The following is a 14,064-nucleotide window of genomic DNA, read 5'->3' as shown; positions in this document are numbered from 1 at the left end:
GGATGTCGGGGTGCCCTTCTCTTTGGTTACTTTCTCTTGGGCACGCAAGAGAAAGTAACTCGCCGTAAGGGCGAAAGGGGAAGATTCGTTCAGCACAGTGACATGGAAAATAAATCTGTCCCCTTTTCCTGTTTGGGGAATAAATTCCCTCTTTTTTGTTTGATTATTACTTGGTTTTGAATAGTAGGGTTCGGGTCTCTATATCTACTCGGAAGGCATGCGGAGTGGATTTTAATTTGGTAAAGAGTTTTTCTGTGGCAGGTAACTCATCGATTGTTACGCTCCAATAAAAAGGGTCAAACCACTCAAGGCTAGCTTCTTCATCTTCAGATTCGCGTCGACGCAAGACCGGAGTCTCGGAAGCAAAAACAATAATGCTCATTGATGTATCACTGTCGCGAGTAGCCTCCAAGCGCGTGTCTCCATTATCGAATATCGTGCGTGTCTCACCTACGTAAAATTTCGATGTGGAAGGTGATGCTTCTGCAGGAGGTGCTGAATGCAGGTTGGATTGCTCAGGTCGCTCTGGAATCAAGTTGCTAAAAAAATTATGTAATTCGTCTCTAGCACCAACAATGAGAGAAACTACAAAAGAAAGGCAAAGTGACGTGTAGCCCTCCTCGGTTTCACTTGGTAGTCCACGACCTCTTTCTTCCTCTCCGCTACTTATACGATAAAACGACATAGGCAGCCCATGAACATGGCTTGATAAGAGTACGTATAGCCATCGAAAAGTTTCTTTCTCAACACCTACACGCTCTCCGATGTCCTCCAAAGGCATAATGTATGCAGTTTGTCCGTGAAGCAGGCTTTTCTGCTTTTTAGGGGGGAGTGACTGGAAAAATGTATTGTTGCGCAACCTGTCACGTAGTTCCTCGGCTTGAGCGTCGAAGCCTGGAAGTTGATCTGCTCCACTTGGCAATGACTCAAACATTCGTCTGCGAGAGGTACAGTCGTGGAGGTTAAAGATGTTCCAGCGGCAGTCCCACTCTTCATCGCTGCATGGTTCCGCGCAGAGATAGAAGAAGGCTAGACGTAACTCAAGGATGGTTCTGGTAATTCCAGCAACAGATGCGTAGTCCCAATGCTCGATCAATTTTGAGGCCCAAGGTGTATGTGGGACTAGATTTGCTAGAGACACACTTCTTGTGATGAGGGCAGTAAAGAGCACGGAAGCATAGTAATGACGTCCAGATGGGGAGCGGATACCTGCATAACTTTGAGATACATGCATGCACTCGCGTATGACGTTGTCGAGTGCTTGTACTCTTTCAAGGTAGTGCTCAGATGGTTCTGCCCCCAAGGAGCCTTTATCAACCAAGCTTTGACGATCCTTGTCTGTGTCGCCCTGCACCATCACTTGCTCCTAAAAATAGATACAAAAAACAGCAAACGAGAGGGGGAGTCAGGCTCCGGTTCCCCAGCGTCCAGCGAGTGATACCAGACTTACGACTTAGTCCAACGGCAACTCCGTAGTTCTCTTCACCTCACTCATCGCAATATGCGAGTGCGCTTCGTGCACATGCGGGCGTTGCAGCAGATGGTCGCGCAGGAAGCGCTCATAGTCGGCAATGTCCTTGGCCACCACCTTGAGCAGGTAGTCCGAACCCCCGGCCATGGTGTGGCACTCCAGCACCTGTGGGTAGCCGACCACCGCCTGCTCGAACTCCTCCAGGTTGCTGCGCCCGTGGGCCGAGAGCTTGATATCGACGAACACCGTGATGCCCAGGCCGAGCTTTTTCGGGTTGAGCAGGGCGACCTTGCGCTCGATCAGCCCTTCCTCCTGCATGCGGTGAATGCGGCGCCAGCAGGGTGATTGCGACAGCTCCACCTTCTCCGCGATCTCGGCGGCGGAGAGGTCGGCGTTGTGCTGCAGCAGGCGGAGGATGCGGCGGTCGATGGGGCTTAATGATTCCTGCATGAATTGTTCTCTTTATTGGTCATGAAGGGATAAGTCATGCGCAGTATCTCGCTGTAGACCCGAAAAAAGAAAGAAAAATCCAGAACTGCTCGGTCATAGTTTTGACCATGCGACTCGGCGCGGCGATCCCGCGCCTGGGTCAAACGGCGGCCTCCAAGAAGGGCCGCGTCGCTCACACAAGAATAAAAGGAGCGCACCATGTCTCTGGCCGAAATCCGCCTGGACGACAAGTACCGTGTAGCCACGGGCCAGCTGTACCTCACCGGTACCCAGGCCCTGACCCGCCTGCCCATGCTGCAGAAGCAGCGTGATGCCGCCTTCGGCCTCAATACAGCCTGCTTTATCTCCGGCTACCGGGGCTCGCCCCTGGGCAACCTGGACAAGAGCCTGTGGGACGCCAAGCAGTTCCTCCAGGAAAACCACATCCACTTCCAGCCCGGCGTCAACGAGGAGCTGGGCGCCACCGCCGTGTGGGGCAGCCAGCAGGCCAACCTGTTCCCTGGCGCGCGCTACGACGGCGTGTTCGCCATGTGGTACGGCAAGGGCCCGGGCGTGGACCGCTGCGGCGATGTGTTCAAGCACGGCAACTCGGCCGGCGTGTCCCCGCATGGCGGTGTGCTGCTGCTGGCCGGCGATGACCACGGCTGCAAGTCCTCGACCATCGCCCACCAGAGCGAACATGCGTTTATCGCCGCATCGATTCCGGTGCTCAATCCGGCCAACGTCCAGGAGATGCTCGACTACGGCATCATCGGCTGGGAGCTGTCGCGCTACAGCGGCTGCTGGGTGGCGCTCAAGACCATCGCCGAGAACGTCGATTCATCGGCCGTGGTAGACGTCGACCCGCTGCGCGTGAAGATCACTTTGCCGACCGATTTCCAGCTGCCGGAAGACGGCGTACACATCCGCTGGCCGGACCCGCCCCTGGCGCAGGAAAAGCGCCTGAACATGTACAAGATCTACGCCGCGCGCGCCTTCGCCCTGGCCAACAACCTCGACCAGATCAAGCTCGATTCGCCCAACCCGCGCCTGGGCATCATCACTACCGGCAAGTCCTACCTGGACGTGCGCCAGGCCCTCGATGACCTGGGCCTGGACGAGGAACTGTGCGCCAGGGTCGGCCTGCGCGTGCTGAAGATCGGCATGAGCTGGCCGCTGGAGCCGGTGTCCGTGCACAACTTCGCCGAAGGCCTGGACGAGATCCTGGTGGTGGAGGAGAAGCGCAGCATCATCGAGGACCAGCTCACCGGCCAGCTGTACAACTGGCCGGTCGGCAAGCGCCCGCGCGTGGTCGGCGAGTTCGATGAGCAGGGCAACTCGCTGCTGCCCAACCTGGCCGAGCTGACCCCGGCGATGATCGCCCGGGTGATCGCCAAGCGCCTGGCGCCGATCTACACCAGCCCGCAGATCGAGGAGCGCCTGGCCTTCCTCGCCGCCAAGGAAGCCGCGCTGGCCGCGCCCAAGCACGACACCAAGCGCACCCCGCACTTCTGCTCCGGCTGCCCGCACAACAGCTCCACCCAGCTGCCGGAAGGCAGCCGCGCCCTCGGTGGCATCGGTTGCCACTACATGACCCAGTGGATGGACCGCCGTACCGATACCTTCACCCAGATGGGCGGCGAGGGCGCCACCTGGATCGGCCAGGCGCCGTTTACCGACACCAAGCATGTGTTCCAGAACCTCGGCGACGGCACCTACTTCCACTCCGGCCAACTGGCCCTGCGCGCGGCCGTGGCTTCGGGCGTCAACATCACCTACAAGATCCTCTACAACGATGCGGTGGCCATGACCGGCGGCCAGCCGATCGACGGCGAGCTGCGCATCGATCAGCTCAGCCAGCAGGTCTACGCCGAGGGCGTGAAACGCATCGCCCTGGTCAGCGACGAGCCGGACAAGTACCCGACCCGCGCCACCTTCGCGCCCATTGTCACCTTCCACCATCGCCGCGAGCTGGACGCCGTGCAGCGCGAGCTGCGCGAGATCAAGGGCACCACGGTCATCCTGTATGACCAGACCTGCGCCACCGAGAAGCGCCGCCGGCGCAAGCGCGGCAAGCTGGCCGATCCGCAGAAGCGCGCCTTCATCAACTCGGCCGTGTGCGAGGGCTGCGGCGACTGCAGCGTGAAGTCCAACTGCCTCTCCGTGCTGCCGCTGGAGACCGAGCTGGGGCGCAAGCGCGAGATCGACCAGAACGCCTGCAACAAGGACTTCTCCTGCGTCGAGGGCTTCTGCCCGAGCTTCGTCACCGTGCACGGCGGCGGCCTGCGCAAGCCCGAGGCCCTCGGCGCCAAGGCGCTGTTCGTGGCCCTGCCGGAGCCGCGTCAGCCGCAGCTCGACCGGCCCTGGAACATCCTCCTGCCGGGGGTCGGCGGTAGCGGCGTGACCACCGTCGGCGCCCTGCTGGGCATGGCCGCGCACCTGGAAGGCAAGGGCTGCACCGTGCTCGACCAGGCGGGCCTCGCGCAGAAGTTCGGCCCGGTGATCAGCCATATCCGTATCGCCGCCAAGCAGGACGACATCTATGCCGTGCGCATCGCCGCCGGCGAGACCGATCTGCTGCTGGCCTGCGACCTGGTGGTGGCGGCCGGCGAGGAATCCCTGGCCAAGCTCAACGACAAGATCGCCCACGCCGTGGTCAACAGCCACGAGGCGGCCACCGCCGAGTTCACCCGCAACCCGGACGCCCAGGTTCCCGGCGCGGCCATGCGCGAGGCGCTGGTGGAGGCGGTGGGTGAGGGCAAGACCCATTTCGTCGATGCCACCCGCCTGGCCACCGCGCTGCTCGGCGACACCATCGCCAGCAACCTGTTCATGCTGGGTTTCGCGTACCAAAAGGGTTTGGTGCCGGTCTCGGCCGAGGCTATCAACAAGGCCATCGAGCTCAACGGCGTGTCAATCCCGCTCAACCAGCAGGCCTTCCTCTGGGGCCGCCGTGCGGCCCATGACCTGGCCGCCGTGGAGCAGCTGGCCAAGCCGAAAACGCCCGATGCGCCGCGTTGCGAAACCTTCGACGAGATCGTCGCCGACCGCATGGCGCGCCTGACCGCCTACCAGGACGCGGCTTATGCGCAGCGCTACCTGGAACTGGTGACCCGCGTGCGCCAGGCCGACAGCGGCGCCGACCAGGCGCTGAGCCGCGCCGTGGCGCGCTACTACTTCAAGCTGCTGGCCTACAAGGACGAGTACGAAGTGGCGCGGCTGTACAGCGAGCCGGCCTTCCGTCAGGCGCTGGAGGCGCAGTTCGAGGGCGACTACCGCCTGCACTTCCACCTGGCGCCGAGCTGGCTGGCCAAGCCCGACCCGCGCACCGGCGCGCCGATCAAGCGCGAGTTCGGACCGTGGATGCTCAAGGTGTTCGGCGTGCTGGCGCGCTTCAAGTTCCTGCGCGGCAGTGTGTTCGATCCGTTCGGCCACAGCGCCGAGCGCAAGGTCGAGCGCGAGCTGATCGAAGAGTACGAGCAGTGGATCGAGCTGCTGCTCAAGGAGCAGCGCCCGGACAACTACCGCACCGCCGTGGCCCTGGCCGAGCTGCCGGAGCAGATCCGCGGCTACGGCCACGTCAAGGAGCACGCCCTGGCCAAGGCTCGCGAGCAGGCCGAGCAGCTCAAGGCGCGGTTGCTGGTCAGCGAGATCGCCGCAGTACAGCTGTTCGAGCCGGCTGCCTAAAGCCAATCCAACTCGGAAGCCATTCCCCTCTCCCCTTGGGGAAGGGGTTAGGGGTGAGGGTCTCCCAGGCGCCAGGGATTCCCTCATCCGGCCTTCGGCCACCTTCTCCCAACGGGAGAAGGGTGTTCGTGCTCACTCAACATTCCATATCCAACAAGAACAGAGAATCCCCATGCCCGTCTTCACCCATATCGACTTCGACCACCACGAGCTGGTGGTTTTCGGCCACGACCCGGCCAGCGGCCTCAAGGCCATCATCGCCGTGCACGACACCACCCTCGGCCCGGCCCTGGGCGGGTGCCGCATGTGGAACTACGCCAGCGACGAGGAGGCCCTGCGCGACGTGCTGCGCCTGTCCCGTGGCATGACCTACAAGTCCGCGCTGGCGCGCCTGCCGCTGGGCGGTGGCAAGGCGGTGATCATCGGCGATCCGCGCAGCGGCAAGAGCGAGGCGCTGTTCCAGGCCATGGGCGACTTCGTCGACAAGCTCGGCGGACGCTACATCACCGCCGCCGACTCGGGCACCGGCGTGGCCGAGATGCAGATCATGGCTCAGCGCACCCGCCACGTGGCCGGTGCCGGTCAGCGCGAGGCCTTCGACGGCGGCAGCCGCGACGGCAATCCCTCGCCATCCACCGCCTACGGGGTATTCGTCGGTATCCGCGCGGCGGTGCGTCACCGTCTCGGCCGCGACGACCTCAAGGGTCTGCGCGTGGCCATCCAGGGCGTCGGCGAAGTCGGTTTCAGCCTGGCCAAACACCTCAAGGACGCCGGCGCCGAGCTGTGGGTGACCGACATCTTCGAGGCCAACCAGCGCCGCGCCGTGGAGCAGCTGGGCGCCCGCGCGGTGGGCCAGCACGAGATCTTCGGCCTCGACGTGGACGTGTTCGCGCCCTGTGCCCTGGGCGCCATCGTCAACCCGCAGACCCTGGAGGCGCTGCGCGCGCCGATCATCGCCGGCGCCGCCAACAACCAGCTGGCCAGCCCGGAACTGGCCGAGCAGCTGCGCCGACGCAACTGCCTGTACGCACCGGATTACGCGATCAACGCCGGCGGCATCATCGACGTGTGCTACGAGCGCACCGGCGGCAGCACCGCCGCGCTGAAGGCGCACATCGAGGGCATCGAAACGACCCTGGCGGAGATCTTCCAGCGCGCGGAGGCCGAGGGGGCCACCACTACCGCCATCGCCGACCGCATGGCGCGTGAGCGCCTCGGCCGCTAGGGTCTGTCGACGCTTGCTTTACTTCACGCAGTTAGCCTCAAGCGCAGCGTGGGAGCGGCCTTGGCCGCGATAGCGGCAGGCGGTATAAGAGCTTCGCGGCCAAGGCCGCTCCCACAAAGAACTACCTGCCCCCGAAGCGTCAACAGGCCATAGTCTATAGGCCTCGGGTGTATACTCGCCGCGCCCGAGGCCACGGCCGGCGGGCCCCGACTGGCGGATCACGAGTCCGCCGGCACATTTCCCAGACAGGTGAACCCATGCCTCGCACTTGCCTTTCCCGTCGTCCGACCCGGAGCGCCCGCTGATGTCCGAACATCTGCACACCGGCCCGCTCAAGCGCGGTCTGAAAAATCGCCATATCCAGCTGATCGCCCTCGGCGGCGCCATCGGCACCGGCCTGTTCCTCGGCTCCGCCGGGGTGATGCAGAGCGCCGGGCCGTCGATGATCCTGGGTTATGCGATCGGCGGCTTCATTGCCTTCCTGATCATGCGCCAGCTCGGCGAGATGATCGTCGAGGAGCCGGTGGCCGGTTCCTTCAGCCACTTCGCCCATAGCTACTGGGGCCCGTTCGCCGGCTTCCTGTCCGGCTGGAACTACTGGGTGCTCTATGTACTGGTGGGCATGGCCGAGCTCACGGCCGTGGGCAAGTACGTGCAGTACTGGTGGCCGGAGATCCCGACCTGGGCTACCGCGCTGGCCTTCTTCGTGCTGATCAACCTGATCAACCTGGTCAACGTGAAGGCGTTCGGCGAGACCGAATTCTGGTTCGCGATCATCAAGGTGGTGGCCATCGTCGGCATGATCCTGCTCGGTGGCTACCTGCTGTTCAGCGGCGCCGGCGGCGAGCAGGCCAGCATCAGCAACCTGTGGAGCCATGGCGGCTTCTTCCCCAACGGGGTGTCCGGCCTGGTGATGATGATGGCCATCATCATGTTCAGTTTCGGCGGCCTGGAGCTGGTGGGCATCACCGCCGCCGAGGCCGACCAGCCGAAGACGGTGATCCCCAAGGCGATCAACCAGGTGGTCTGGCGGATCCTGATCTTCTACATCGGCGCGCTGACCATCCTGCTCTCGCTGCACCCCTGGGACGATCTGGTGAAGACCCTGACCTCGGGCGGCGACGCCTATGCCAGCAGCCCCTTCGTGCAGATCTTCTCGCTGATCGGCGAGGATACCGCTGCCCATGTGCTCAACTTCGTGGTGCTCACTGCCGCGCTGTCGGTCTACAACAGCGGCGTGTACTGCAACAGCCGCATGCTCTACGGCCTGGCCGAGCAGGGTGATGCGCCCAAGGCGCTGATGAAGGTCAACCGCCGTGGCGTGCCGGTGCTGGCCATTGCCCTGTCGGCGGCGGTGACCCTGCTCTGCGTGGTGGTCAACTACCTGGCGCCGAAGAGCGCGCTGGAGCTGCTGATGTCGTTGGTGGTGGCCTCTCTGGTGATCAACTGGGCGATGATCAGCCTGGCGCATCTGAAGTTCCGCAAGGCCATGGTCGCCAAGGGCGTGGAGCCCAGCTTCAAGGCCTTCTGGTTCCCGCTGAGCAACTACATCTGCCTGGCCTTCGTGCTGTTCATCCTCGGCGTGATGCTGTTCATTCCGGGCATCCAGGTATCGGTGTACGCGATTCCGTTCTGGCTGCTGTTGCTCTGGGCCTGCTACCGCTTCAAGCTGGCGGCCGGCACGCGCCTGGCCGGCAGTCAGGGCTGATCGCGGCGGCGTAAAAAAGCCCGGCTCAGGCCGGGCTTTTTTGTGGCTGATGGTCGCTCAGGCTGCTCAGGTCTGGAATTGCAGCACTTGCGCCTGCATGCTGCGGACCACGCTCTCCAGCCGCTGGGCGGCGGCGGCCAGTTCGTTGACCGTCTGGCTGTTCTGTTGCGACATGCGGGCGATCTGCTCGACTCGCTCGGCCACCTCGCTGGAGGCCTTGCTCTGTTCGCTGATGGTGTGGGAAATCTCTTCCACCACCTCGGCGGCACGCTGGGCGCCGCCACGAATCTCGCCAATCGACTCGCCAGCCTGGCGGGCCAGGTTGACACCGTCGCTCACCCGGGTCACGCCGGCCTGCATGCTGCTGACTGCCTGGGCAGTGCTGTTGCGGATGCGCTCGATCATGGCGCTGATTTCCTGGGTCGACTGCGCCGTGCGCGAGGCTAGGTTGCGCACCTCGTCGGCCACCACGGCGAAGCCGCGTCCGGCTTCGCCCGCGCGAGCCGCCTCGATGGCCGCATTGAGCGCGAGCAGATTGGTTTGCTCGGCGATGCCATTGATCACCTGAATGATCGAATGGATCTCCTCGGACGACTGGCCCAGCGCGGTGATGGTCTCTGACGATTCGTTGACCGCCTCGGCAATGCGGCTCATGCCGTCGACCACTCCGAGTATCACCTGGCCGCCGTCGCTGGCCAGTTGCTCGGAGTGGGATGAGATGCTCTGTGCGCTGCGGGCGTGGTTGGCGATCTGCGAGATGTTGTGAATCATCTGCTCCATGGCCGCCGCCATGCTGCCCGCATTCTCCGACTCTTCGCGCGAGCTGTGCACGATGCTCTGTGAGGCGTCTTTGAGGTGCTGGGCGGTGTTCTGCAGTTGCTCGCTTTCACGGCGGATGATTTCGATCATCTGCTTCAGGTAGGTCTGCATATCGGCCAGGGCTTTCTGCAACTGGCCCGCTTCGTCGTCACTTTCCACATTGATGGCGCTGCGCAGGTTGCCCTGGGCAATGGCACGGGCTACGGCGATGGTCTTGCCCAGCGGTCGCAGCACTGTTTTCAGCAAATGGGTGGTCAGCAGGCACAGCAGCAGGCAGACCAGCAGCATGCCACCTATCAGCAGCCAGGCCGCCTGTTTGACGGCCGTCTCGCTTTGGCTGCGGGCCGTGGCCGAATGCTGTTCGATCAGGCTGCTGAGCGCCTCGTTCTTTTCCTCCAGCTCCGAAAAGGCACGATCAAAGGCGGGCATCTCGGCGCGTGCTGCCTGTGGGTCGACCAGGGCCAGGTCGACGATGCGTTTGGCCTCGGCGATGTACTCCGCCAGCGCCGGCTGCGACTGGGCGATGGCCTGCTTGATGTTGGCCGTCAGCGGCAGGGCGGCGTTGTCCTGCAGCGTGCGCTGGAACCACTGGCTGTGCTCGACAAGATCGGCGCGCACCTGGTCGGCCGCAGCGCTGTCGCCAGTCTGAACATAGAAGGCGGCCAGGACATCCGCCCGCAGGGCATCGTGCATCATGTCGCCTTCCAGATGGTTGCGCAGCGCGCTGACGCTCAGCTGATTTTCAGCCAGGGCCTGGCTCAGGCGCATCTGGCCCCAGAAGCCCACGCCACCGAGCAGGGCCGCAGCGAGGACGCTGATGGCGCCGCAGGCGATCATTTTCTGGCGGATGTTCATGGAAGGCCCTCCTGTAGCCGGCTTTCCGTCAAGCCTAGCTCAGGGTGGCGAGTCGTAAACTCAGGGCCTTCTCTCCAGCCCTTCGGCCCAGCTCAACAGTTCAATGGGTTCGCCTTCATCCCAGATACGTTGCCAGAGTGACTGCAGATGCTGGGGTTCACCGCGGCTAAAGGGCAGGCGGTCGACCTGCGGCAGAGGATGCCAGCGTCCGTCGAGGTGTTTGGCGAAGACGAAGCGGAAGGGATGGAAACCGGTCATGCCCAGGCGCAGGTCGGTGACGATCAGCTCGTTGCCGATGCGGTCGTAGCGCAACACGCCCTGGGTGAACCAGTCCAGCCGCTGATGCTGCGGCGAGTGGCGCAGAACCCTGGCCAGCTCGCTGCCGCGGGGAATGCGCTCCAGGTGCGGTGGCACGTCGTCCAGCCAGCCAACCAGTGCCTCGTGGTAGTCGTCGCCCTCGATCACGATGACCCGCCAGAGCAGGCTGTTGAACGGCGTTGGCGTGCTGAACAGCATGTCGGCCTGGATGCCGCGTTCCGCCAGCACGGTTTGTACCCGCTGTTCGGCCATCCACTTGCCGCCCAGGGTGCTGGCCAGATAGACGGTAGACAGGCATAGCGCGGAAATGGCCAGCCACTGCGGGCGGTGCCGCAGGCCCCGGATCAGGCCAACGATCACGGCCACCAGCAGCGGCAGGGTGTACAGCGGGTCGATGATGAAGATCGACGACCAGGCCACCGGCGGCGTCTGCAGCGGCCACAGCAGCTGGGTGCCGTAGCTGGTGAAGGCGTCCAGCAGGGGGTGGGTGATCAACACCAGCCAGATGGCGAAGAACAGTCGTCGCGTCGAGTAGCCGGGATTGGGGCGCAGATGGCGTACCAGCAGGGTGATCACCAGCGCCAGGGCGCTGAGCACGAACAGCGAGTGGCTGAAGCCGCGGTGGTAGGTCATGTCGGCCACGGCATCGCCGTAGTCGATAATCACATCGAGGTCGGGCAGGGTGCCGAGCATGGCGCCGTAGAGCAGGGCGCGGCGCCTCTGCCAGCGGCCGAGCAGGGCGCCCTGGATACTGGCGCCAAGGACCGCCTGGGTAATCGAATCCATGTGTCTTCTCGTGAGAAAAAACCAGGCGGCTAACTTAGCGCCGAGCGTGATGCTCGGCAGCCGCTAATTTCCGACCAAAGATTTCAGGCGCCTGTGGGGGTAAAGTGTGCGCATGAACAGAGGAGCCTTGCGATGCATCCCCGTGTACTGGAAGTCACCGAGCGCCTGATCGAGCGCAGTCGCGCCACCCGCCAGCACTACCTGGCGCTGATCGGCGCGGCCGCTGCACAGGGGCCGCAGCGCGGCAAGCTGCAGTGCGCCAACTTCGCCCACGGCGTGGCCGGTTGCAGCAGCCATGACAAGCAGACCCTGCGCCTGCCCGATGCGGCCAACGTGGCCATTGTCAGCGCCTACAACGACATGCTGTCGGCGCACCAGCCTTACGAGCGCTTTCCCGCGCTGATCAAGCAGGCCCTGCACGAGGTTGGCTCGGTCGGCCAGGTGGCCGGCGGGGTCCCGGCCATGTGCGATGGCGTGACCCAGGGCGAGGCGGGCATGGAACTGAGCCTCGCCAGCCGCGAGGTGATCGCCATGAGCACCGCCGTGGCGTTGTCGCACAACATGTTCGATGCCACGCTGTGCCTGGGCGTATGCGACAAGATCGTCCCCGGCCTGCTGATCGGCGCGTTGCGCTTCGGTCACCTGCCTACCCTGTTCGTGCCGGCCGGGCCGATGACCAGCGGCCTGTCCAACAAGGACAAGGCCGCCGTGCGCGAGCGCTTCGCCGAGGGCAAGGCCAGCCGTGACGAGTTGCTCGAGTCCGAGATGAAGGCCTACCACGGTCCCGGTACCTGCACCTTCTACGGCACCGCCAATACCAACCAGATGCTGATGGAGGTGATGGGCCTGCACCTGCCGGGCGCCTCCTTCGTCAACCCCGGCACGCCGCTGCGCGATGCCCTGACCCGCGCGGCGGCGCAGCAGGCGGCGCGCCTGACGCGCCAGGGCGGGCACTACCTTCCGCTGGGGCAGTTGGTCGACGAACGTTGCCTGGTCAACGCGGTGGTGGCACTGCATGCCACCGGTGGCTCGACCAACCATAGCCTGCACCTGCCGGCCATTGCCCAGGCCGCCGGCATCCAGCTGACCTGGCAGGACATGGCCGAGCTGTCCGAGGTGGTGCCGACCCTGGCCCACGTCTACCCCAACGGCAAGGCCGACATCAATCACTTCCAGGCTGCCGGCGGCACCGCGCTGCTGATCCGCGAGCTGCTCGACGCCGGTCTGCTGCACGAGGACGTCGCCACCGTGGCCGGCCCCGGTCTGCGCCGTTATACCGAGGAGCCTTTCCTTGATGGCGAGCGCCTGGTCTGGCGCGCGGGTGCCGTGGCCAGCCTGGACGAGAGCATCCTGCGCCCGGCGGCGCGGCCGTTCTCGCCCGAAGGTGGCTTGCGCCTGCTCCAGGGCAACCTCGGCCGCGGGGTGATGAAGCTCTCCGCCGTGGCGCCCGAGCACCATGTGGTTCAGGCCCCTGCGCGGGTCTTCCATGACCAGGCCGCGCTGGCCGCCGCCTTCCAGGCCGGCGAGCTGGACCGTGACGTCGTCGCCGTGGTGCGGTTCCAGGGCCCGCGCTGCAACGGCATGCCCGAGCTGCACAAGCTCACGCCGTTCCTCGGGGTGCTGCAGGATCGCGGCTACCAGGTTGCCTTGGTCACCGACGGGCGCATGTCCGGCGCCTCGGGCAAGGTCCCTGCGGCCATCCACGTCTGCCCCGAGGCTTGTGATGGCGGCCCGTTGGCGCGTGTGCGCGACGGTGACCTGATCCGCGTCGACGGGCGCACGGGCGAGCTGCGGGTGCTGGTAGAAGACGCCGAGTTCGCCGCCCGCGAACCGGTAGCGCCGCCGCCGCCGGCCATCGGTAGCGGTCGCGAGCTATTCGCCTTCATGCGTGCCGGGTTCAGTAGCGCGGAGCAGGGCGCCAGCGTGTTCTCCGCCAGCCTGGCGACGCTGCAATGAGCCTGGCATCGCTGCAGATGCCGCTCGGCGTGCCGGGCTACCAGTACGAGACCGCTGCGCAGATGGCCGAGGCGCTGGCGCAGCGCGTCGCCGATGCCCTGCGCCAGGCGCTGGGCGAGCGGGGGCGGGCGTTGTTGCTGGTCTCGGGGGGACGCAGCCCCGTCGCCCTGTTCGAACGCCTGGCACGCGAGCCGCTGTCCTGGAAGCAGGTGCTGGTGAGCCTGGTCGATGAACGCTGGGTGGCTCCGTCACATCCCGACAGCAATGAGGCCCTGGTACGCCGTCACCTGCTGCAGGGGGCGGCGGCCGAGGCCTGTTTCGTCAGTCTGTGCCAGCCTGCGGCCAGCCATGCGCAGGCGGCCGAGCGGGCCGATGCTCGCTTGTCCGGGCTGCCACCGGCCGACGTGCTGCTGCTGGGCATGGGCGACGACGGCCATACCGCCTCGCTGTTTCCCGGCAGTCCCAACCTTGCCGAAGCCCTGCGCGAGGACTGCCCGCAGCGGCTGCTGCCGATGCGCGCGCCGAGCGCGCCGGTCGAGCGCCTGAGCCTGACCTTGCCCTCCCTGCGCGCTGCGCGCCAGGCACTGCTGGCCATTCAGGGCCAGCCCAAGCTGGCGACACTGGCCCGCGCCCTGCAGCCGGGGCCGGCCGAGGAGCTGCCGATTCGCGCCTTGCTGCGTCCGCCGCTGCAGATCCATTGGTGCCCTTAGTGGCTGCCCGGTCTGGTTCGAGGCACCGGGCGTCGCCCGAGGGCATGGCTGCCTCCGGCAACCGCCGGGGTGCGTCCCTGCGCGCGTGGCGAGCGGCCGC

At 64.8% G+C, this 14,064-nt stretch carries 9 protein-coding genes; 5 read left to right on the top strand and 4 right to left on the bottom strand.

The window, feature by feature from the left end; all coding sequences use genetic code 11:
* Positions 1-166: 166 nt before the first annotated feature.
* Positions 167-1,357 carry a DUF5677 domain-containing protein gene (locus tag ACOAPY_RS14340; RefSeq protein WP_465153723.1) on the bottom strand — a complete coding sequence of 397 codons (1,191 nt, stop codon included), beginning with the start codon at positions 1,355-1,357 and terminating at the stop codon, positions 167-169.
* 96 nt (positions 1,358-1,453) lie between these two features.
* Positions 1,454-1,921 carry an Lrp/AsnC family transcriptional regulator gene (locus tag ACOAPY_RS14335; protein WP_021700581.1) on the bottom strand — a complete coding sequence of 156 codons (468 nt, stop codon included), beginning with the start codon at positions 1,919-1,921 and terminating at the stop codon, positions 1,454-1,456.
* Between the two features lie 198 nt (positions 1,922-2,119).
* Between ACOAPY_RS14335 and ACOAPY_RS14330 the strand changes: the two genes are divergently transcribed.
* From ACOAPY_RS14330 to ACOAPY_RS14320, 3 genes are all read left to right on the top strand, one after another.
* Positions 2,120-5,587 (top strand): indolepyruvate ferredoxin oxidoreductase family protein, encoded by a 3,468-nt coding sequence (locus tag ACOAPY_RS14330; protein WP_465153722.1) that lies wholly within the window; start codon positions 2,120-2,122, stop codon positions 5,585-5,587.
* A gap of 172 nt (positions 5,588-5,759) precedes the next feature.
* On the top strand, positions 5,760-6,812 hold the full coding sequence (locus ACOAPY_RS14325) for a Leu/Phe/Val dehydrogenase (RefSeq protein ID WP_465153721.1): 1,053 nt from the start codon (positions 5,760-5,762) through the stop codon (positions 6,810-6,812).
* 304 nt (positions 6,813-7,116) lie between these two features.
* Positions 7,117-8,520 (top strand): amino acid permease, encoded by a 1,404-nt coding sequence (locus ACOAPY_RS14320; RefSeq protein ID WP_465153720.1) that lies wholly within the window; start codon positions 7,117-7,119, stop codon positions 8,518-8,520.
* Between the two features lie 66 nt (positions 8,521-8,586).
* Here ACOAPY_RS14320 and ACOAPY_RS14315 read toward each other — a convergent pair whose 3' ends face one another.
* Complete coding sequence (locus tag ACOAPY_RS14315) at positions 8,587-10,194, bottom strand: methyl-accepting chemotaxis protein (RefSeq protein WP_465153719.1); 1,608 nt, start codon at positions 10,192-10,194, stop codon at positions 8,587-8,589.
* Between the two features lie 60 nt (positions 10,195-10,254).
* On the bottom strand, positions 10,255-11,298 hold the full coding sequence (locus tag ACOAPY_RS14310) for a metal-dependent hydrolase (protein WP_465153718.1): 1,044 nt from the start codon (positions 11,296-11,298) through the stop codon (positions 10,255-10,257).
* Between the two features lie 132 nt (positions 11,299-11,430).
* Between ACOAPY_RS14310 and edd the strand changes: the two genes are divergently transcribed.
* Positions 11,431-13,254: a phosphogluconate dehydratase gene (gene edd / locus ACOAPY_RS14305; protein ID WP_465153717.1), complete on the top strand. Its 1,824-nt coding sequence runs from the start codon at positions 11,431-11,433 to the stop codon at positions 13,252-13,254.
* On the top strand, positions 13,251-13,964 hold the full coding sequence (gene pgl / locus ACOAPY_RS14300; RefSeq protein ID WP_465153716.1) for a 6-phosphogluconolactonase: 714 nt from the start codon (positions 13,251-13,253) through the stop codon (positions 13,962-13,964). The genes edd and pgl overlap by 4 nt, the downstream gene beginning before the upstream one ends.
* Positions 13,965-14,064 lie beyond the last annotated feature (100 nt).

It is taken from the genome of Pseudomonas stagnisoli, from assembly GCF_048595745.1.
GTDB lineage: Bacteria > Pseudomonadota > Gammaproteobacteria > Pseudomonadales > Pseudomonadaceae > Aquipseudomonas > Aquipseudomonas alcaligenes_A.
Note: the sequence above shows the minus strand (reverse complement) of the source record. Positions and strands in the feature narration are given on the sequence as shown.

What these genes read in the sequence shown, in the direction of transcription:
- ACOAPY_RS14315 (WP_465153719.1), bottom strand. Translation starts at nt 10,194, where the DNA reads ATGAACATCCGCCAGAAAATGATCGCCTGCGGCGCCATCAGCGTCCTC.
- edd (WP_465153717.1), top strand. Translation starts at nt 11,431, where the DNA reads ATGCATCCCCGTGTACTGGAAGTCACCGAGCGCCTGATCGAGCGCAGT.
- pgl (WP_465153716.1), top strand. Translation starts at nt 13,251, where the DNA reads ATGAGCCTGGCATCGCTGCAGATGCCGCTCGGCGTGCCGGGCTACCAG.
- ACOAPY_RS14320 (WP_465153720.1), top strand. Translation starts at nt 7,117, where the DNA reads ATGTCCGAACATCTGCACACCGGCCCGCTCAAGCGCGGTCTGAAAAAT.
- ACOAPY_RS14310 (WP_465153718.1), bottom strand. Translation starts at nt 11,298, where the DNA reads ATGGATTCGATTACCCAGGCGGTCCTTGGCGCCAGTATCCAGGGCGCC.
- ACOAPY_RS14340 (WP_465153723.1), bottom strand. Translation starts at nt 1,357, where the DNA reads ATGGTGCAGGGCGACACAGACAAGGATCGTCAAAGCTTGGTTGATAAA.
- ACOAPY_RS14325 (WP_465153721.1), top strand. Translation starts at nt 5,760, where the DNA reads ATGCCCGTCTTCACCCATATCGACTTCGACCACCACGAGCTGGTGGTT.
- ACOAPY_RS14335 (WP_021700581.1), bottom strand. Translation starts at nt 1,921, where the DNA reads ATGCAGGAATCATTAAGCCCCATCGACCGCCGCATCCTCCGCCTGCTG.
- ACOAPY_RS14330 (WP_465153722.1), top strand. Translation starts at nt 2,120, where the DNA reads ATGTCTCTGGCCGAAATCCGCCTGGACGACAAGTACCGTGTAGCCACG.